We start from the raw sequence: 20,475 nt of genomic DNA, 5'->3' as shown, positions 1-20,475 counted from the left end.
CCAAAGGCAGTTTCAGAAATAGATGGCTGAACAAAGATTATATAATAAAGTTGCGAATGAAATCCTTGAGATGATTGACTCTGGGCAATACTCGCCAGGGACACGTCTTCCAGGAGAAAGAGAATTAGCAACAAAGTTTAATGTAAGCCGCGTCGTCATTCGTGAAGCAGAAATCTCACTCGAGGCCATTGGGCGCGTAGAGATCAAAGTTGGATCAGGAGTTTACGTCAAGCAGCCTGAACAAGCACTCACCGGCAAACCAGTTTTACCACCAATGAGCGCATTCGAACTCACCCAAACTCGGCTATTGTTTGAATCCGAATGTGCCGCACTCGCTGCCACCATGATCACTGATGAGCAGATCGCCAAACTAGAAGACACAATCATCAAAATGGGCGAAGCCAGCGGTCAATCAGCCGATGGTGAACAAGCTGACCGAGATTTCCATCACCTTATAACAAAAGCCACACGCAATGTAGCCAATGAATTTTTTATGGAAAACCTTTGGCGAATGAGAACTGAGATCGACAGCGTAAAGAAAGTATATGCAGCTGTTTGTGTTGAAGACTCAGCTCATCGCGTCAAAGAACATGTCGATATTCTGGAAGCTCTTAAATCACGCGACCCTGAAAGAGCCCGCAAAACTATGAGAGAGCACTTCGCTAGACTATTGGAAGCTCTTTTAGATGCCTCTGAGCAACAAGCTATTGAAGAAGCAAAGCGAAGATCATCCAGCAATAGAGAACAATTCCTTAAATCTGCTTTACAAAATTGATACCGACATATTGCATGCAACTAAACCAATATATGCCGAACTCCTATTTTGAGAGCCAATATGGACGCCTTCTCGCCACTTTCAGACACAAGAGCATTTCGAGATTCTCTTGGTAAATTCGCAACTGGCGTAACAATTGTTACAGCTCAATCTCCTAAGGGGCCAATTGGAATTACGGCAAACAGCTTTTCAAGCATTTCACTTACCCCACCACTGGTAATGTGGGCTCCTGCCAAACTATCCTCTCGGCACGACCTTTTTGTAAACTCACAGCATTTCGCTATTCATGTTTTGAGCGATCAACAAAAAGATTTGTGTGACGCGTTTGCGAAGCCCCAAAGTGACCTGACCGCACAACCACACAGGCTTAACAATCACGATGTTCCTATATTTGAGGATTGCTTGGCAATTTTTGAATGCACCACATTCCAAGTGCATGATGCAGGCGATCACTCAATAGTCATTGGGCATGTAAATCACGCCCAACAAAGTGAAGGAATTCCGCTGATATTTTCTCAGGGAAAATTCTATACCAACCTTCAAAATATAGAATAATATGAGCAGCTTACTTTAGGGCAATATTTTGTTTTCGTGATTTTGCTCATATATAATCAGTGAGACGGACATTAAAACACGACAAGGATTTTCACATGGGAAGGAGCCAAGCCGAGATTTCAAAGGCTATTGATATTGCTATCGAAGTATTCCGTAATGAGGGATATGAACGCACTGGAATCGAAGACCTTGTCACTGCAACCAAGTTAAATCGCTACGCTATCTATCAACAATTTGGCGGAAAACGCGAATTATTCCTTGCCGCTCTCTCTCGCGACAGTGAGACCATGATCGAAGAATTAAAAAGCAGTGTCGAAAATCGAACTGCTTCAATCATGGCCACAGTTCAAGAATTTATGAATGGCCCTTTGGAAGATATTGTTGACAGTACCAAATCCGAATTTGCTGGCTCTTTAGTTTGCCAGGCAGCATTTGAACTGGCTCCACACGATAAAACCATCGCTGAGAACGTTCATGATTTGATGAACCAAAAAATAGCTGAGATGGAACGAATTTTTCAGATGGCTAAAGATGACAATTCTTTACGGCCGGGCATAAAACCTGCCGATGCCGCCCTCCTCCTAATGACAACTATGTATGGTCTGAATGCACTTGCACAATGCGAAGAAAGTCAGGAATTACTCGAGATGTCTTTGAGCTCTACGTTTGCGATATTGTCGGCCTAATTTTCACGATCCAACTTTTATTCAAAGTTTTTTACAATTCCTCCCTTGAATATTAGAACGACTATTCTAATTTTAGAATGACTATTCTGAAAACGAGATTACTTTGTCGTTTTCAAATTTAATTGGCACATGTCTGGAATTTCCAGGCGGAGGGAGAACTCCTTATGGGAGAAATCAGAAATTCTGCTGATGCGTTTGCATCGCAATTGGCTAAATTCATGCTGCAATGGCGTTGGATAGTCATGATTGGCGCGCTTGCACTAACCGCTGCTTTTGCATCCGGCGCAAGCAACCTTGCATTTTCAACTAATTATCGTGTGTTTTTCTCAGATGAAAATCCAGAGCTAAACAATTTCGAAAATTTTCAAGCCACATATACAAAAAATGATAATATTCTAATTGTTGTTGCCCCAAAAAATGGGGATGTTTTTACAAATGATACACTACGAATTGTCGAAGAACTGACGGAAATTGGATGGCAAATACCTTTTGCTAGCCGTGTCGATTCCCTTACAAACTTTCAACACACTTACGCCGAAGAAGACGATCTCATCGTAGAAGATTTGGCATCCGATGCAGTAAACCTCTCCCCCGAAGAACTTCAAAAAATCAAGGATGTGTCATTAAGTGAACCGCTTCTAGCCAAGCAATTGGTAACGGAAAAAGGGGATGTGACCGCAGTCAATGTTGTATTGCAATATCCCGAAATTGATATCACCGAAGTGCCACAAGCAGTCGGATTTATACGCACTGAATTGGAACGAATTCGTGCAGAAAACCCCGATTACACATTCGCTTTGTCAGGTCTATCAATGCTAAATAATGCCTTCGCGGAAGCCGGCATGATTGACATGATGACGCTCTTTCCGATGATGTTCGCTGTCGTCCTTATCTTAATGGTTTTAACTATCCGGTCATTCACCGGTTCAGTTGTCACAATGGTCATTGCAATAATGTCCATCATGGTTGGATTTGGCTTTGGAGGACTAATGGGATACGCGCTCACGCCTGTTTCATTGTCCGCGATGGTGATCATTCTGACGTTGGCTGTTGCTGATTCAATTCACATTCAAATGTCAGCACGCTCAGCAATGGCTGAAGGCATGAATAAGAAAGAGGCAATACTTGACGCCCTCCGAGTGAACTTTTCACCAGTTCTAATAACATCGGTAACAACAATAATAGGCTTTTTGGCTCTTAACTTTTCAGACTCACCTCCTTACTGGCACCTCGGCAATATGACTGCTGCTGGTATTGCAGCCGCATGGTTATTTTCTATCACTATTTTACCAGCTCTCTTGAGTGTTTTACCAATGAAAGTGAAGGTAAAAGAAAAAGGCTCCGAACCGGTCTTAATGGAAAAACTGGCAAATTTGGTAACCACGCATTGGGGCAAGTTTATCGGAGCGTCTTTAGCTGCAACCATCGCTTTAACCGCATTGGTCCCAACTTTGGAGTTCAACGATCAATGGGTAGATTATTTCGATGACACCCTAGAAATTCGTCGTGACAATGATTTTGCGCTAGATCACTTTGGCCTCTACGCAATTGAATATTCTATTCCTGCAGAAGCTCCAGGCGGGGTATCAGAACCTGAATTCCTGAACTATCTTGAAGACTTTACTGAGTTTTTGAAAACTCAGGACAACGTCACTCACGTTTACTCGATTTCTGACATAATGAAGCGTTTGAACAAAAACCTTCATGCCGACGATCCGAGCTATTACAAAATGCCGGACGATAGGGATTTATCCGCTCAATACCTTTTATTGTATGAGCTATCTCTGCCTTACGGACTGGATCTGAATGATCGTATCAACATTGATAAATCTGCGACGCGTATCACAGCAACACTTGGAAATGTAACTTCATTAGAAACAAAAACTTTCCTGAATGCTGCAGATGCTTGGCTAAAAGAGAACACTCCCGATTACATGCAAACGCAGGCAACGGGAGCCCAAGTAATGTTCACCTACGTAACTGACCGAAACGTACAAAGCATGATCAAAGGAAACATTACTGCCATTCTGGCCATCGCGATTGTTATGATCTTTGCGCTGAAGAGTATCCGTATTGGTCTTCTTTCAATGATACCAAATACACTCCCTATTCTCGCAACATTTGGTGCTTGGGCAGTGCTTGTTGGAACAGTTGGTTTTTCTGTCGCTTCAGTTGCCGCAGTATCTCTGGGTATTGTTGTTGATGATACAGTCCACTTCCTGAGTAAATATCAACGCGCTCGGACAGAACGAAATGAGGCACCAACCCAAGCGATAGCATATGCGTTCAAAACAGTTGGCGCTGCTCTCATTGTAAACACAGTTGTCTTATCTATTGGATTTGCCGTGCTTGCGGGTTCAACCTTCAAGCTCAACGCAGACCTTGGATTAATGACAGCACTTGCAATTGTGTTCGCCTTAATTCTCGACTTCCTATTCCTTCCAGCTCTTCTTCTGCTGGTTGATCGGAAGAAAACTCAAGATTCAAACACGCAAACTCCTAGTCTCGCATCAAATCAAGGGAGCATCTAACAATGTCCTTCACAAATCAGATGACTAAATCTTTTTCAATGCTCGCTGTAGTGAGTGCTCTTTCTCTTAGCTTGGCAATGAATGCCTATGCAGAAACCTACCCTGAATGGGCAGACACCGCAGAAGAGCAAAAAGGCTATGACATAGCCAAAACCGCCGACAATTCAGACAATGGTTTTGGTAATTCTGTTGTTTCAGCACAGATGATATTGAGAAATGCTGCTGGTCAAGAAACCACTAGAGACCTCAATTTCAGCACACTTGAACGCGAGGACAATTCCGTCGGTGATAAATCTCTTGTTGTCTTCAAAACACCGCGTGATGTGGAAGGAACCGCTCTCCTCTCTCATGCGCAAATACTCAAGGCTGACAATCAATGGCTGTTCCTGCCAGCACTAAAACGTGTGAAACGTATTTCTTCAGCCAATAAGTCCGGTCCATTTGTAGGGTCAGAATTTGCTTTTGAAGATTTCACATCTCTTGAGTTGAACAAATACACATATAAATATTTGGAAACGAGCACATTGGACCTTGACGGTGAGAGCCTTCAAGTCGACGTGGTGGAACGAATTCCTGCATACAAAAAATCAGGATATTCTCGTCAAATCGCCTACATAGATACGGAGCACAATCAACTAAGAAAGGTTGAGTTCTTCGATCGTCGCGGCGCAAAATTGAAAGATTTAGAACTAACTGGATACCGTCTCTACAGTGACAACATTTGGCGTGCTCATAAGCTTTCCATGTCTAACACTGTGTCAAAAAAGACGACTGATCTCGTTTATTCCGAATACCAGTTCGACCAAGGACTTACGGATCGTGATTTCGTCAAAGGTGTTTTGGAAACGCTAGACTAACGACACCTCACCACAGAACATCTCTTAGCAGTCTCATTTCCCACTGACTGACATTCCTACCCTAACCCACTTATGTCGGTCAGGGCTGCTAAGAGATACCCAAATGTTTTCCTTCGAGTACGACTATGACAAACCTCAGATACACTCCTCTCGCTTTAGCTTTGGCGTTTGCGGCACCTATTCATTCAGCTTTGGCTGAAGCACCTGAATTTAGCGGTTCAGTCGGCATAGAGGCGCGTGTGTTTCCCAACGATCCATTGTTTCCAAACCAATCTGATGAATTCAGTCAATTTTCTGCAATACTAGAAGCAGAAGTTGATTGGCGCAGTGAAGATCGAAAACATCAATTTGTTTTTATGCCTTGGGCACGCATAGATAGTCTCGATGAAGAACGCACCCATGCCGACGCCAGAGAATTTTATTATAGGTATCGCGGGGACGCCATTGAAGCCCAAGTAGGTTTAATCAAAGTATTCTGGGGAACCGCTGAATCTCGCCACCTCGTTGATATTGTCAATCAAACTGACGGTGTCGAAGACATAGACGGAGAAGACAAACTTGGGCAACCTGCCATCCGCATTGGAACACAACAAGATTGGGGGAAATTGGAAGGCTTTATTCTACCATACTTTCGAAAACAAACCGCTCCTGGCATAGATGGACGCTTAAGAGGTCCTCTCCCTCTAGATTGGGAGAACCCAACCTTTGAAAGCGGAGATGAAGAAGAGAATATCGACTTTGCCCTAAGATATTCTCACTATTTTGGGGATTGGGATGTTGGCCTATCTCTTTTCGATGGGACGAGCCGAGAAGCTTCCTTTTCTCCTTCAAGCGATGGCACAAAATTCATTCCTCACTACGCACAAATTTCTCAATTTGGATTGGATATTCAATACACAAACGAAGCCTGGCTCTGGAAATTCGAAGGGATTGTACGTGAAGGCCATGGAGATACATTCGGAGCATTTGTTGGTGGTCTTGAATATACGTTTTACGGCTTAACAGATGGCGGAGCCGATTTAGGTATTCTAGCGGAATACCAATATGACGATCGCGAAGAAAATTCCCCTCTCGTACCTATAACCACCTCAAACAATGATCTGTTTGTTGGAGCACGTTACGCTTTGAATGACATGCAAGATACCAGCATATTGGCGGGCGGCATTATCGATCTTGAAAACGGTTCTTCCTCTGGCTTGATAGAAGCAGAGCGTAGAATCGGTGACAATTGGAAGGCTGAGCTAGAAGCACGCCTCTTTATCAATACAGACCAAATTGATCCGCTTCACTTCTTCAGAAAAGATGATGCACTAACATTTCGATTAACGCGTTATTTCTAGCGCATTAATTTGTCTGGATCACCAAGCTCTTTACCCAGACCTTCATACACTAGTTTTGTGACGTATTCCGCGACTTGTTGTGGCGGATATTCCAACTTCCCTGAAGCATGAGCTTCGAGAACCGTGTTGATGGAACCAGATACAAAATGCATCGCGATTTCTAGTTCATGTTGCTGCATATCTAAATCAGGCAGCTTACTGGCTCTAACGAGAATTATCTGCATCCCGTATCGGCGCATTAAATCAAGTGCTTCATTCCCTGCCCGGCCCGCGGCAGTACTAAGCAAAATACAATCATTCTCCTGTAACATTTCAATGTAATAGAGAATGATTGCTGTTACGCGATCACGTGGAGATATGCGCTTGTCACTGTCTATTTTTTCAAACTCTTGAACCAAAGTAGACATCAATTCATCGACATATTCGATGACAATTGCCTGTAAATCTCGATAATTGGAATAAAATGTAGGCCGAGTTACTGCCGCAGCTTTTGCGACTTCCTCAATTGTTATTTTCTCCAAACTTTTATCGAGTAGTAATTTGGCTAATGCTTGTTTTAATTTTTCTCGGCTCTTAACCCGACGACCATCGAGCTTGGCTACTTTTGCAGCACTCTGATTCACGGCATTCCCTCAATGTGAGTTTTTCACCCACTATTTTGCGCATATTTTATTTAAAAATTATGCTTTTTTGTTTGTCCCATTACATATATGTACTGAGAATCTAATTCCGCCAAGTGTATAAACTGGTTGCAGCGTAATTCCACACAGCGCCAACTAGAATGCCAGCGAGCGCAGAAAGTACCCAATGCGTTTGCTCTCCATACAAAAAATTAGCGACCCCTACATTCGCGGCTCCCCCTAAAGAGCAGATGACAACAAAGCTAATCAAGCCAGTTATCCATCGCATCCCTGTGCGTCGCCGATCCCTGTATGTAAGCAAATTGTTCAACCAATAGTTAAACACCATTGATGTTATCATCGCGGTAGTTTGCGCCCAAAGGAAAGATTTACCAACCATTTGAAACATGGCTGTGAGCGCCAAAAAATGTACGAAAACTCCAAGACCACCAACAAAAGCAAACGATACAAAGCGAACTGGGATAAGTTTCCCAATGTTCTTATCGATCAACAGCATCGAAAAATCCCATGCAGCTGATGTATCCAACTTGCTTTCCCCCTCTTCTCGTTCTCGGAAGGTATATGGAACTTCCGCTATTTTTAAAGCCGGTTTAGCAGTCGTTAGAATGTCCAATAAAATCTTGAAACCAAGTCCCGACAAATCATGAACGACCAAAAGAAACGTTTCTCGTCCTAACAAGAAAAAACCACTCATTGGATCATTTAATTCTACACGTGTCATTTTATGCGACACCCAGGTTGCGAAACGGCTTATTCGTTCCCGCGTTTCATCCCAATCACCAGTAGAGCCTCCCTCCACATACCGTGTTCCAATCGCGATATCGGCACCTTCGCGAACCGATTGCAACATTTCAGGAAGAATTCGCTCATCATGCTGAAGGTCACCGTCTATCACCGCCACATATTCCGCAGTTGAAGACATCATCCCCTCAATTGCTGCTGATGAAAGCCCCCTTCTTCCTACGCGATGAATAAGCCTTACTCTAGGATCAACCTTTGCAACATCTGTGATTTTATTGGCGGTTCCGTCCGGAGAGTCGTCATCTACAAAGACTGCCTCCCATTTAATATCGAGCAAAGCAGCATCTAAAGCAGCAACCATACGCTCAACATTATCAACTTCATTGAAGACCGGTATTACAACCGTTAATTCCAATCCGCCTGAGGTTGTGCTGTGGTTGGAAATTACGTTTTCTTGTAAATCAGGCATTCGCAATCATCCGATCAAAATCGCTCATTTTCAATTGCTCTATCTGCCAATCCAAGATTTTAAAAGCCGATCAATTTCCGCATTGTCATCGTTCTGAAGTGCGAGTTTCAATTCATTTCCTCGCTTAAACAATGCTAGTTCCAATGCAGAACTCATTTCTTCTTCCGCTACATTGGTCAACAATTCAATGGCCTCATTTTGAAATTGTTCACGATCAAAAGCAATGAGCATAAAAGCTCCTTGAATCGCAAGAAAGTGATCATCTGGCGCTAGTTCTCTGGAACGGTTCCACATCGTTTCTCCGTTTTCGTAAGACGCCCCCAAAGCACGCGCGCCACTTTTACCACCACGCCTTAGCACATCAAAATTCCAAAGCGCATATGAACCCAGTGCACGGGAATTTTCAGGATGTTCCTCTAAAATTTTCTCAAACACATCACGAGATTTCTGAGGTAAACCCTTGAGGTAACTCATTCTTTTACCTGTGGAGCGGGCCTCCAACCACAAAGTCGTTGCATACATCAGATTCACATCGACAGATAAAGGTTCTGCCCTCACCGCCTTACGAACAGCTTTTTTCAAATTTGAAAAACGCCTTTTATCGACAGGCCCATCCAAATCAATCAAGATAGAAATTAAAAGCTTTTCAGCCGCAACATATTCTTTCGAGAAGGCCGCTTCTGAAGAAGCTTCCACAAAATTTATTCCAGTACCAGGATTGGATGCAGGTTCAGACAGTGCGTATGCTTGTTGAGCAAACAAAAAACACCAAAGCAAAACCGAAAGCTTCCATAGGCGCTTCACAACTAGACCCTTTTGTTACTTAATTACACTTTAGTTCGATTTTACAAAGTGTACCACAAGTCAGCTTTCATCTAGCATCAGTTTATGAAAGTTACTTAAAACGCTCTAATATCCGAACCGCAGTCCAAGCATCAAATTGGCCGGCTCCCCTGGAAAATACCTGTCATTTCCGAATGCAAAATCAGCCCGGTCTGCATATCTTTCATCAAAAACATTTCGAATGACCACAAAGCCTTTCACATTATCAGATATTTGCTGATCTAACCTTATTTGATGAATAGTATGTCCAGGATAAGTGCGAGAATTAGCTGCGTTTGTGAAATATTCCCCAACATACTCCAAATCCCAACGAACTGCTCCCGTATTCCAAATATAGCCAGCCCCTAGATCAGCCAACCACTCTGGTGATGTATCAATTTGATTTCCATTAGAGATCACTTCTGAGACATTGTTTACAGCGCGATCAAATTCATAAGTATGATCCCCATAACTCACTTGTCCCGACCACACAAAACCCAAATTGTTTGCAGAAGCTAGAGCAATTTCAATTCCATTGTGATCTGTCTTTCCATCAGCGACATTCAATCTGTTTGCATCGCGGAAGAAAAAATCGGATTTTTGCATTGAATACGCCGCGACGTCATAATTGACATAGCCAGCTAACCTACCTCTAATCCCAATCTCAACGCTATCATTCGATTCAACGTCTGCCTCCGCAACATTTTGTAATGACTGCAAACGATACAAATCAGAAGCTTGTGGTGCACGCTCCCCTCGGGAGAAGTTGGCATAAATTTCCGTATCGTCAACTCCTGTCCAAACAAGGCCGAATTTAGGAGTTAGCAAATCAAAATTGTCATCTCGGTCACTTGGCACCTGAAACCGACCATTTATGCCTGCCGGTGTATTGGTTGCATATTCATAACGATGGGTTTCTGCACGCACACCTGCTAAAATTAGTAAATTTTCAGTGGCTTGAACACGCGCCTCTGCAAAACCAGCAAATGTGAGAGTATCAACTTCATAGTCGTAATGGATGCCAACTGGGAACCTAGTATCACTCGGGAAGAAACCAAATGGCTCAGGTTGTATTTCCTTCAAATACCCAGACGCCCATTGTGCATCTATACCCAAAGTCCAATCAATATTTTTGCCTTTATTGTTGTATCTGCTCAGCAACCCAACACTATCGTGTCCATTTTTTTCTATACCTTTGTATGGCAAAAAATGTTGTCGGAAAATCATGTGCTGAGTAATTGCAAATGGTACAAAATTTAGTTCGCCATTCTCACCAACATCACGAGAAGCCTTTGCTTGAATACGCGCTGTCCATGCATCCCTAAAAGCTTCAGGATTGGGATTCGTTTCCGCGGTATCTTGATCTTTGTAGACATTGTCGCCCTGAATAAAACCGGCAGTTTCTTGATGCAGGTTAGATCCAAAAACACCTGCACCTAAATTCCAAACTTTACCTTTGTTGGACACTTTGAAAGCAATTTTCTGTTGATCCAATCCAGAGTCATCTCTCCAACCATCATCATGTTGCAAAGAGGCAAATCCAGACCAAGCAATGTCTTCCTGTTCCCCAGAAATTGCTCCATCGATACGAGCTCGAGCTAAACTGCCTGCACTTAATTGAATGAAGGGTTCCACGTTTTCGGGCGCTTTGCTCAACACATTGATCACGCCATGAACGGCATTTGAACCATGGCGGGCACCACCCGGTCCACGAACAACTTCAAGATTAGACGCACCCTCATATGGCAATTCGAACAAGGCATTTACATTCCCAAACGCAGCTGCACGCGTTGGCACCCCATCCAGTTGAATCAAGAAAGATCCCTGCCCTGCTCCAGCAGTTAAAACAGGTGACCGAAGCGCGATTAAGTGTTCTTGCCCAGAATTCATTTGAATATTTACACCAGGGAGCGTGTTGACAACTTCCGCTGGATGGTCTCTTCCAATCTGGTTCAGCACGCTTTGAGGAACTCGACTGATAGAGCCAGGATCAATATCCGGTCGAGCAACACTCACATTTTGCACTTCCAAGACTTTAACTTCTTCAGCTTCTTGCGCTATCGCCGGACTGTTCACCTGCAATCCTAAAGCGCACACAGATACTGTTAGAAATTGGGCACCTTTATATCGACTCATCTACTTTCCCTGAACAATCTTTCGAAGACGGCTGAAGCCTTAAAATAATGAAGCAACCGCCGAATTAAAGCTCTTGCTTGGGATAACTTTCACCATATTGCAATGAAAATTCACTCTCCCATCATTCAATCAACAGAGAAGATCAAAACAAAAAACTTGAATGACAATTTTATAAAACCGTAGCTCACGCTACGGAGCATTACCTTTTTTAGCTTGATAGGCCAGCGCCATTCAGTTCCAGCTATTCCCGAAAAATTTCTTCACTCTTCGTACTCAATTTCTACGCATTTCTCATTCATTTGAAGAAATAATTCAATTATAGAAAAAGATTTGTCCGGTTTTTCTGACTTTTCACGTTTTCCCTTTGTGAGAGCAAAGAGGGAAAAATGGACGAACATATTACATACTTGAAGGAGTTGGACCTTTTATACGATTCCGCGATTTACGGTCACCTTGCTGAAAACAATACGTCTTTAGCGACGAGTAGATTGAAAGAACAACAACAAATCGCTTTTTTGAGACATCTCGATAAAGTTTCCAAGTTGTTCACTCCCAGCAGCCGCAATAACGCTCAAAGCAAGCCCGCCCCCTTCTTTGACTCTGTTGAAAACACCCCAACAATAAGAATCTTCTTCACAGATGATTTCATTATCCACGAAGTCAACGAAAACACCGAAACCTTGTATGGAGCTCAAACCGGCGACCATATCGAAGTTCTCCCCATCTGCCCTTCGAGTTTGGATTTGTTGATAAGCAAGCACATCCTGCTCAGATCCAGCAATGATGTTAGTATTATTAGACTCTGCAAACTCGGTAGCCGCTCTATCATATTGGGCACGCTTCATCGTAGGTTTGATCGAAGGAGCGGACTTTGGCTGACTGAACTTCGAACTAGTGATTTTGCTTGGCCCAGCAAGTTGAATCACACCCTCAGCTCCAATTTCTCTCTCACCGAGGCCGAAATTCAAATCACTCAACTTGTTTTCGAGGGCTACTCCATCGATTTCATCGCCGATGCCAGAGATTGCGTGGTTTCCACTGTTAGAAGCCAACTCAGAACGATCTACGACAAAATCTCCTGCACGAATATCGTCGAGCTTATTCGTTTGATTTCTGGTCTCATTATTCGTCCCGAATCCATGTGTTGAATCCTCATTACGTTCGGCGAACAATAAGTCTTCAGCTCTAGAACAGTACAAATCTCCTAAATCCAGGAATACTTTTTCAGAAATTTTGTTGTTAAAAGGAAGATAAATATCACAAACTTTTTCGGCGCCTAAATACACTGCAACGGATTTTACATTTGTGTCGATATCGGTAACGAAAAACCCGCTATCATCGAGAGAGTAGCTCTGATCACCCCATAAAATTCGCCCTTTTGCAAAAGGCCACCCTTTTTGATCAACAATGCGACCAATAACCGTAATTTGGCGGAAAAATTCTGGCTTTAGTGTAACAACATTTCCGGGGAAAGCAGATACTTTTAAAGGCAATGTCTGATATTGAAATGCACCCGTCCCCTTTGGACGAAATTTCACATTTTGAGGTTGAAACTGCGCCATTGGAACAAAAGTAAGACCAGTCTTGAGTCTTTCTAGCTTCAAAGAACCTACACCACCCGCGACCTCCAACTCTTCAGGTACTTCACTCAAATCTAATAACACACCTGCTTTAGCAGACCTTCGATTAGAGAATGCGTACCCCGCAGAGTTCAGTGCAAATGACGTGGATGCAGATCCATAATATCTTGTAGATTGATTACTTCCCCAGTTTTGATCGAGCCTCCCATCTACATTGTATGATTGCCCCTTCAAACGCCCTTGAACGCCAGCACGAAACTCATCATTCGAGTTTGCACTCAAATTCCCACCATATGACCAACCTTTATTTCTCGAGAATTTTGATCTTTTTGACCAATTCATATTCTGCGTCGAGGACCACCTTTCACCGGCAAGATTATCAGGCCTATATTGATTAGAAAAACGCCCAGAATAGGAGGTACGATCACTACGGCCTAAAAAACGAAGGCTCATCAAGAAACGATCTTCATCCGCATTTCTTTGATATCCCAACTGAATTTGTGCTGATAATTTCGTTTTTTCGATCGGGTAAGTATTCGTCCAATTGACACCAATGTATTCTTTGAGCTTCTCGCCTTCGTTGACTGACAAGCGAGCATAATTTTGAAGTCGCCCACCTATAAATGGGGCTGGCATAGATACGTGAACATTCACACTGCCTCTCTTCTCATTACTGAAACCTCCAATTTGAGAAGCATTTGTAAAACCGTCATACCGCGCATTTAGACCTAAATTGTATTCCTTGAAATTTGTATTGGCATCCAAATGAATTCCCATTCCACCATCATCGGCAATGGCAAGCGATGAACGCAAATTCCCGTAGTCAAGAGAACTTTGAAGACCCAACTCGATTAGAGAAAGGTCATCGACCAAAACAGTTTGAAAACGGAATTCAGAACGTTGCCCGAGCTTTCGTTGCCCACCAAAAGATATGATTGATTGCTCTTCAATTTCTCTATCGTTTTGATTGAAAGACTCGCGATCTCGCAATACCCCCGCTTGCACTGACCAATTCCATTTATTTGTATTTCCAGTAGATGAACGTGAAAAAAATTGGCTCTCAGTGCGAATAGCACCGCTTTCCTCTCTTATTTCAATGGATATAGAATAGCTTCCATCAGGAAAATTTTTAGTTGGCAATTGCCAGGTTCCAGCCTCTCTAAATGTCGAAAGAATGAGCTGACCAGACCGAAAAACATCAATATAAGCTTCATTCGAAAGAAACACTGTTACAGGTGTATCAACGACCCTTCCCATTTTTAAAACTGTATCTTCTGATGAGCGAACAGACAGTCCCAATACTTCTCTTTGGGACAACACATCCGACGCTTGAGACCTCAATGCCCCAGCCGAAATGTGCATATCTCGAAAATAAGTTTGAACACCTGCTCTATAAATATTTGTCGATCCGGCAGTGTTTGCCGCACCTACCGCAAATGCACTAAAAGCCCCCTTTCCAGCAACAAGATCAAAACTCAACGAACCGTTCAAGTTTGTGTCGCTCTTTCGACTGAAACCAGACACACGAGTTTCAAGCCCTCCCACCAATCCAAATGCTGAAGGATGACTTGGTTTTACTCTTTTCAATGCTGGTCTAAATTTGGAAGACAAGAAAAAATCAATGCGCTGATCATCTAAGTTTAAAATGAGGCTGTTTTTATCTCTTTTAGGTGCCGTACAAACATTAAAAGACGACACAACACAAAACCCGCTCTGATTTAAATCAACCTTCCCGCCGTAAAGAGCCACAAATTTTTCTCTTTTGCGCAATTCAGGCATCAAGTCTGCAACCTGATCAATGTTGTCAAACTCTAGTATTCCACTGTTCACGAATACTATACTGTCTCCGCGATGTTTTCCGTCCACATAAATTTCGAGATAATGTTGCCCAGCTACCAAATCCACCAAAGAATCTAAGTCTGTTGAATTGGTTTCTTCCAAAATATCCATAAACTCTGATGGAGGCGCAGATTTGATCGCGACATGCTCGTCTTGGGCAAATGCCGAATATCCCCCTCCTAATACAATAAGAAGAGACACTAAAAATATAATTTTGTTGAATATTTTTATCACACCAAATTGCCCAGCTTCTTTTCTTCAATCGAGCTGGTTATGTTAATGACAAGTTAAAAAGACTTGTTCATCATCAATATTGGGTATGAACGTGATTAATACTTCATTTAATGTAAGATAGCCCTGTCTTTTGATATGAGAGTCTCAAGTGAAACGCGAAGAAGTTATAGTTAATCTAATAGAAGATTTATATACGACAGCGACAATACCTGCTCACATGTTTAACTTTGCAGCTTCAGTTACCGAAGCGCTTACACCTGCTCTTTCGCTCTCTCAGCAGGAAAAAGACTTAATCAAAAAGCACTTCAAGAATGGCGCTAATCTTCTTCGCAGGATCCAACCGCCTAACAAAACAGTGGGAAGTTTCGATCAATTGCTGCGCGATTTGATGGGCTTTGCAATTGTTGTCGATTCTAACAATACAATCCTAGCTACCAACAATTATGCTAACGTTTTCAACGTAAAAACTGGCACTAAACTTCAAGACCTTCCAATCGAAGATTCGACACTCGAAGACATACAAAGCACAATTGAACACCTTACTCCTGAATGCGAACCGGCCATCTTAAGTCATTGCTCGTTAGGGCAGAGAGAAAATACCCAACTCCTCATAAAATGCCACAGGCTAGACCATGACAAAGGGAATGATTTTAAGTGCAATAGTTCACAAGTATTCCTGATTTCAGCGGTCGACATTACTATCCATGATGAAGCAATCAATATCATTGCTGAAACATTCAACCTCAGCCCTGCCGAAGCTAAAGTTGCTCAGCTTTTAGGAAATGGCATTCAACCCAATGCAATAGCTGAAAACAGAAATGCATCGATAAATACTGTCCGCACGCAAATCAAAAAAATCCTAAAGAAAGTGGGCGCAGATGGTATTTCCGATCTTGTCCGCACACTGTGTGGATTTAACTCTGCATACCACTCATTACAATACTCTGGTTCTACAACTCCGAAACAAACTGCAGGCAAATTTGAACTATCAATCAATGAAAATCAAACCACACGATGGCAATCAATAGGACCGGATGACGGTTTTCCAGTTTTCCTTTTGCACGACACTTGGGAATTACCCAATTTCAACGAAGAACTTGCTGAGCAATGCATTTTATCCGAGCTAAAACTCATTCTCGTTTATCGTCCGGGCTACGGAAACACATCAGCCAATGAATTACCTCCACCGCATTTGCAGTTAGAAAAGCTAGAACAAGATATTATCTGTATCTGTGAACAAAAAGGAATTGAAAGTTTTTGCTTCTGGGGACTGGGAACTGGCGCAGTTCTAATTCCTCCATTACTAGAAACACTCCATCAAAACGTGGATTCAACTATAGAAACCCCAAGCTTCGAATCCTCATTGTTGACGGATTTTTTTGAGAACTTTCGAAAGCACATTCCAGAGGAATTCATACCCGAAGTTGAAAGCTTTTTTATGGAAGCATTTTACAAGTTTCAGAGCGAAGCTTCACCAGAATCATTTGAAAACTTTTTGAGTCAGATTAACAATGCCAATTACAATGCAATTGAAAAAAGCATAGAATTGTCGAGTCTAATGGGTAACCTGCGTGTCACTTTCGAAAATGGGCCCGAACCAATCTTAGCTGACTTGCAAAAAAGTTTAAATTTTCGGTCAAATTGTGATGCTATACCAAACACATGCGATGAATTCATAGGAACAGCTCGAGACTTAAAAATATCTCCAATAACAGAACACCTTACGAACCGCGATAAAAACTCCAAGCCTCCCCGAGAACAATAGCTATGTCCCCGGGGCCCCCAGTTTTCCAACCCAACTGGCTTTATTGATTTTATTCGACTTTAACTAATTGAGATTTACCCGAAAATACCGCCTTCATTTCCAACGGTGCCGTATTATCCGGAAATGGCAATTCAATTTCTTTCTCATGCCCAACCAACACTCGGACTTTAGTTAAATCATCACACTCTTCCCCAGAAGCGCTACATTGTTTTCCCGGAAGTACTTCAGCGTGAGTGGTTCCGATATTTCTAATCTTTATCTTCCCATCATCTCGCGACACCGTAAGCTCAGGCTCAGCATTGTCGGGACGTTGAAAAACCCAAGCAGCGTATGCGACCAGTAATTTTACACCAATTGTTTCAGTTGTTTCCAACTCACCAACAACTGGTGTTACATTCACCTTAAAGAAACGGTCTTTGTCTGTGTCAGCCAATGCCACAAGTCGCACCCGCTTTTCCTCACCAGGTTCTAAAATGACGCGTTGAGGAGAAACCAATAGGCCTAATTCTCTAGGGTTTTCAGAGTTGATTACTTCTTCAGATTCCAGCCCAGGGTCCACAACTTCAGATGCCTTGATTTTCAAAAACATTCGCTCGTTTCCCGTGTTAGAAACAAACAACTCATTGGCTTTTGTCTGCTGGTCTAAATCTATGAAAAAGTCACTTAGTTTCAATTGCGCATGAGCAACCGGAACCCCAGATACCAACAAGCTCGCTACAATTATCAAGCCTCTAAACATCGCATCATTCCTATCTCAAAGCATTAAGCTGAGGCAAAAATAATTTAGGCGTTTACCAGTGTCATACCCTAAATTGGGTACGCATAAATTTTTCACTAAAATTAGACGACTTCAACACCCATACGAGGAGCCAACCATTCCTTAATGGCTTTCCAATCACGCCGTATGGTTCGAGGATCCACACTCAACATAATTGCAGTTTCTTCTTCAGTTAATCCTGCAAAAAATCTTGCATCTAAAACACGTAGCCACCGTGGATTTGTCTTTTTAAGGTCTTCAAACACACGGGACATGATTACAATATCCTCGGGTGTCTCCGAAAAGCCAGGCAAAACTGTTTCCTCGTCATCATACGTGACCAAGCTCTTCCCACTTCCACGTTTTTGAGACATTTTCTTTCGCGCATAATCAACGATTACCTGACGAATTGCCAATGTAGCTACGGCTTGGAAATGATTATGAGAAAGCTTTCGTTCATTTGAGGCAAGTTTAAAATATGCACTGTGCAATATATCAGCCGTCTCAAGAGTATTCACCGCACCTCTTTTTCGGCGTCTATTTGTACACGCTATGTTTTTAAGAACGTCATAGTATTTAACAAATAACTCAGACGCTGTTTCCAACTCGATCGTATCGAACTCTTCATCTGGATTCATTAAACACCCTCGCACAAACTAAAATGTGTATGCAAACCAACACATCACAGCAGCATGGTTGCTTGCTGTGCACACAAAAGCGATTTTGCAAATTTGGTGCCTATCTTCATGAGTTTCGAATTGTAAGTCCATGAAAAATACAACGACAATGAAGGATGTTTTACGTGATGGTGCTTAAGTTTAGACAGATTTCCTCTTCTATCCAACGATTATTGTTACTCATTACCAACCAATACAGTCAAAGCAGTCGTATAGCTTCTAATGTCAGTGCTCGCACCATCAGGTGCAGGCGCTTGCATTCTAACCCAGATTTGGGCACCTCCTCCATGGTTCATACGTAATTCAAACACACCGTTCACATCCGTCAGAACAACGGTTTCATCCATACCTTCCAAACGCTGTTGTTCAGTATTGAGAACCACCTTTTGTCCTGAAACAGGTTTGTCATCAAATTTAATCACGCCCCGAAAGACATCTTCTCTCTCAATCATGTTTGGATGTGTTGCTGGAATAATCTGCAAACGTTCTGAAGCGTTACGAATTACATCCCAATTAGGCTTTCCAACGCTAATATAAGCCTTTGAGACAGTTGCAGTTTGTGACGTCAAAATAGGTGTATTATCAGGTATCTCAATAGGTTCAGCATCTCTGCTATTGATAAGGTGATAAACTCCATTGAGAAAAACATATTCTCCTTTGCGACCTAATCGCTCACCAGTAGATATTAGTGTTGTTCCTTCCGAAACAACATCAGTTTCCAGTATCGTTTGTGATGCAAAATTATCGATACGTTCTGGCTGCTTTGCGTTTCCATCAGAAGAAACAATAACAAATGTATCCGTGCGTACTGGATAACGTGGCTCGCAACATACATCGTTGAATGCAACCTCAACTGTAATCCTCTGTCCAATTTCGGGAGATGAGGTGGAGGGTTTTACATAGGCTGTATCCCCCCAAACAGGCGCGGAGACAACAATTGCCGCCAACACCATAGCTAAAGACCTGATCAATACTCTCCCCCCTCTTCTTTTACCGCTGTACGTAAACGCTCTTCTAAAGCCCCGATGTCCGATGAAACGTAAGTCGCTATGGTAGATTGAGCCTCAATGATTGCTACACTTGCTTCCATTTCTCCTGATTGAACTGAATTGGCCAATCCCAAAAGAGGCATGTAGAGATCGGAAGTTTCACCTTTAATAGTAACGGCAAAGCTATCATTTTCAGCTTCGATCTTGTTCCATTCCGCTCGAACACCAGCCCAATACTCAGAAGTCGCTTTCCAATATTCATCTGCCGCAGATACAGGGTATTCATCAAATTTTTGGTATGTGTTGATACCAATTTCACGTACTAAAACGTGCGCTTCATCTTCTAGAACCAACTTTGAATTATCTTGTTCATGCACCCATCCTAAAGGCGTTATGGCGTGGCGATTTACTGCATCAATTGCATGGTAATCATCGCGTGTCGTCATGTCACGTCTAGGCAATGGCCTCCATTCTCGTGGCGGTGTCCACTCGGCCATACCATCTGCGTGAGACCATGCACCAATCGCTCCATATCTTGGCGTATCGTCAACTTGATAAACCGTCTGTGACCATTTTCCTTGGCTCTCAGCAACATCACGCCATTGCCAAGCATTTCCACCTACAAATACAAGAACGCGATCCGGTTGATACCGCCAGTCTTGTCTCCAATGTTTTACAATGTGAGGATCATCATTGTCCCCTACAACCAAAATATGCTGGAGGCTGATGAAATTCCCAGTGTCCTCAATTACCCGAACGGATTCATACCCGCCTGACAATTTTGGTTCCTTAAGATCATATCCGTCTACAAAAGCGACGGTTTCCGTGAAATCGAAAGTAACTTTATAGTCTCCGGCCATTGCAAGAATTGATTGACGATCTCTTTCAAAATCTCCCCTTTCAGATTTAACGGCCGTTTGCGTTCCTTGTACATTTTCTGCTCCAGATGTCGTCACACAACCAGTGACAATAAAAGCGGACATCATAGCACCAGCCAACCCACTGTTTAGTTTCATTATTTTTTCCTTTTCTAAAGTCACATGCTAAGACTTTAATAAATTTGAGAATGAAAATGACTTGC

At 42.6% G+C, this 20,475-nt stretch carries 16 protein-coding genes and 1 pseudogene; 8 read left to right on the top strand and 9 right to left on the bottom strand.

Annotated elements, in window-relative coordinates; all coding sequences use genetic code 11:
* Positions 1-22: 22 nt before the first annotated feature.
* From F551_RS0100225 to F551_RS0100200, 6 genes are all read left to right on the top strand, one after another.
* Positions 23-775 carry a FadR/GntR family transcriptional regulator gene (locus F551_RS0100225; RefSeq protein ID WP_018995450.1) on the top strand — a complete coding sequence of 251 codons (753 nt, stop codon included), beginning with the start codon at positions 23-25 and terminating at the stop codon, positions 773-775.
* 60 nt (positions 776-835) lie between these two features.
* A complete protein-coding gene (locus F551_RS0100220; RefSeq protein WP_018995449.1) occupies positions 836-1,330 on the top strand; it encodes a flavin reductase family protein in 495 nt (164 codons plus the stop codon).
* 95 nt (positions 1,331-1,425) lie between these two features.
* Positions 1,426-2,016, top strand: a complete 591-nt coding sequence (locus F551_RS0100215; RefSeq protein WP_018995448.1) for a TetR/AcrR family transcriptional regulator — start codon at positions 1,426-1,428, stop codon at positions 2,014-2,016.
* 164 nt (positions 2,017-2,180) lie between these two features.
* Positions 2,181-4,547, top strand: coding sequence for an efflux RND transporter permease subunit (locus tag F551_RS0100210; RefSeq protein ID WP_018995447.1), 2,367 nt, complete (start codon positions 2,181-2,183; stop codon positions 4,545-4,547).
* 2 nt (positions 4,548-4,549) lie between these two features.
* The gene (locus F551_RS0100205; RefSeq protein WP_018995446.1) at positions 4,550-5,404 is read left to right on the top strand and encodes an outer membrane lipoprotein-sorting protein; all 855 of its coding nucleotides are present in this window, start codon (positions 4,550-4,552) and stop codon (positions 5,402-5,404) included.
* Between the two features lie 125 nt (positions 5,405-5,529).
* Positions 5,530-6,744, top strand: coding sequence for a hypothetical protein (locus tag F551_RS0100200; protein WP_018995445.1), 1,215 nt, complete (start codon positions 5,530-5,532; stop codon positions 6,742-6,744).
* Here F551_RS0100200 and F551_RS0100195 read toward each other — a convergent pair.
* The 4 genes from F551_RS0100195 to F551_RS0100175 all read right to left on the bottom strand — a co-directional run bounded on the left by F551_RS0100195 (position 6,741) and on the right by F551_RS0100175 (position 11,553).
* Complete coding sequence (locus F551_RS0100195; protein WP_018995444.1) at positions 6,741-7,367, bottom strand: TetR/AcrR family transcriptional regulator; 627 nt, start codon at positions 7,365-7,367, stop codon at positions 6,741-6,743. The genes F551_RS0100200 and F551_RS0100195 overlap by 4 nt on opposite strands.
* 100 nt (positions 7,368-7,467) lie before the next feature.
* Positions 7,468-8,595 (bottom strand): glycosyltransferase family 2 protein, encoded by a 1,128-nt coding sequence (locus F551_RS0100190; RefSeq protein WP_018995443.1) that lies wholly within the window; start codon positions 8,593-8,595, stop codon positions 7,468-7,470.
* A gap of 39 nt (positions 8,596-8,634) precedes the next feature.
* On the bottom strand, positions 8,635-9,399 hold the full coding sequence (locus tag F551_RS0100185; protein WP_155825673.1) for a hypothetical protein: 765 nt from the start codon (positions 9,397-9,399) through the stop codon (positions 8,635-8,637).
* Positions 9,400-9,504: 105 nt separating this feature from the next.
* Positions 9,505-11,553 carry a TonB-dependent receptor gene (locus F551_RS0100175; protein WP_018995441.1) on the bottom strand — a complete coding sequence of 683 codons (2,049 nt, stop codon included), beginning with the start codon at positions 11,551-11,553 and terminating at the stop codon, positions 9,505-9,507.
* 386 nt (positions 11,554-11,939) lie between these two features.
* On the opposite strand from F551_RS0100175, the gene F551_RS17605 reads away from it, so the two are divergent.
* The gene (locus F551_RS17605) at positions 11,940-12,701 is read left to right on the top strand and encodes a helix-turn-helix transcriptional regulator (protein ID WP_407636360.1); all 762 of its coding nucleotides are present in this window, start codon (positions 11,940-11,942) and stop codon (positions 12,699-12,701) included.
* Between the two features lie 51 nt (positions 12,702-12,752).
* Here F551_RS17605 and F551_RS17600 read toward each other — a convergent pair.
* Positions 12,753-14,390: pseudogene (locus F551_RS17600) on the bottom strand (TcfC E-set like domain-containing protein); the annotation flags it as partial.
* Positions 14,391-15,354: 964 nt separating this feature from the next.
* Here F551_RS17600 and F551_RS0100160 point away from each other — a divergent pair.
* Positions 15,355-16,971 (top strand): helix-turn-helix transcriptional regulator, encoded by a 1,617-nt coding sequence (locus tag F551_RS0100160; RefSeq protein ID WP_018995438.1) that lies wholly within the window; start codon positions 15,355-15,357, stop codon positions 16,969-16,971.
* Positions 16,972-17,020: 49 nt separating this feature from the next.
* Here the strand turns inward: F551_RS0100160 and F551_RS0100155 are convergent, their stop codons facing one another.
* The 4 genes from F551_RS0100155 to F551_RS0100140 form a co-directional block, all read right to left on the bottom strand.
* Positions 17,021-17,560, bottom strand: coding sequence for a hypothetical protein (locus tag F551_RS0100155; RefSeq protein WP_233355183.1), 540 nt, complete (start codon positions 17,558-17,560; stop codon positions 17,021-17,023).
* Between the two features lie 251 nt (positions 17,561-17,811).
* Complete coding sequence (locus F551_RS0100150; RefSeq protein ID WP_018995436.1) at positions 17,812-18,366, bottom strand: ECF-type sigma factor; 555 nt, start codon at positions 18,364-18,366, stop codon at positions 17,812-17,814.
* A 215-nt stretch (positions 18,367-18,581) separates the two neighbouring features.
* Positions 18,582-19,376 carry a DUF4198 domain-containing protein gene (locus F551_RS0100145; RefSeq protein ID WP_155825670.1) on the bottom strand — a complete coding sequence of 265 codons (795 nt, stop codon included), beginning with the start codon at positions 19,374-19,376 and terminating at the stop codon, positions 18,582-18,584.
* Complete coding sequence (locus F551_RS0100140) at positions 19,373-20,410, bottom strand: DUF6607 family protein (RefSeq protein ID WP_033404407.1); 1,038 nt, start codon at positions 20,408-20,410, stop codon at positions 19,373-19,375. The genes F551_RS0100145 and F551_RS0100140 overlap by 4 nt, the downstream gene beginning before the upstream one ends.
* Between the last annotated feature and the right edge of the window lie 65 nt (positions 20,411-20,475).

It is taken from the genome of Hirschia maritima DSM 19733 (assembly GCF_000378345.1).
Classification (GTDB): Bacteria; Pseudomonadota; Alphaproteobacteria; order Caulobacterales; family Hyphomonadaceae; genus Hirschia; species Hirschia maritima.
Note: the sequence above shows the minus strand (reverse complement) of the source record. Positions and strands in the feature narration are given on the sequence as shown.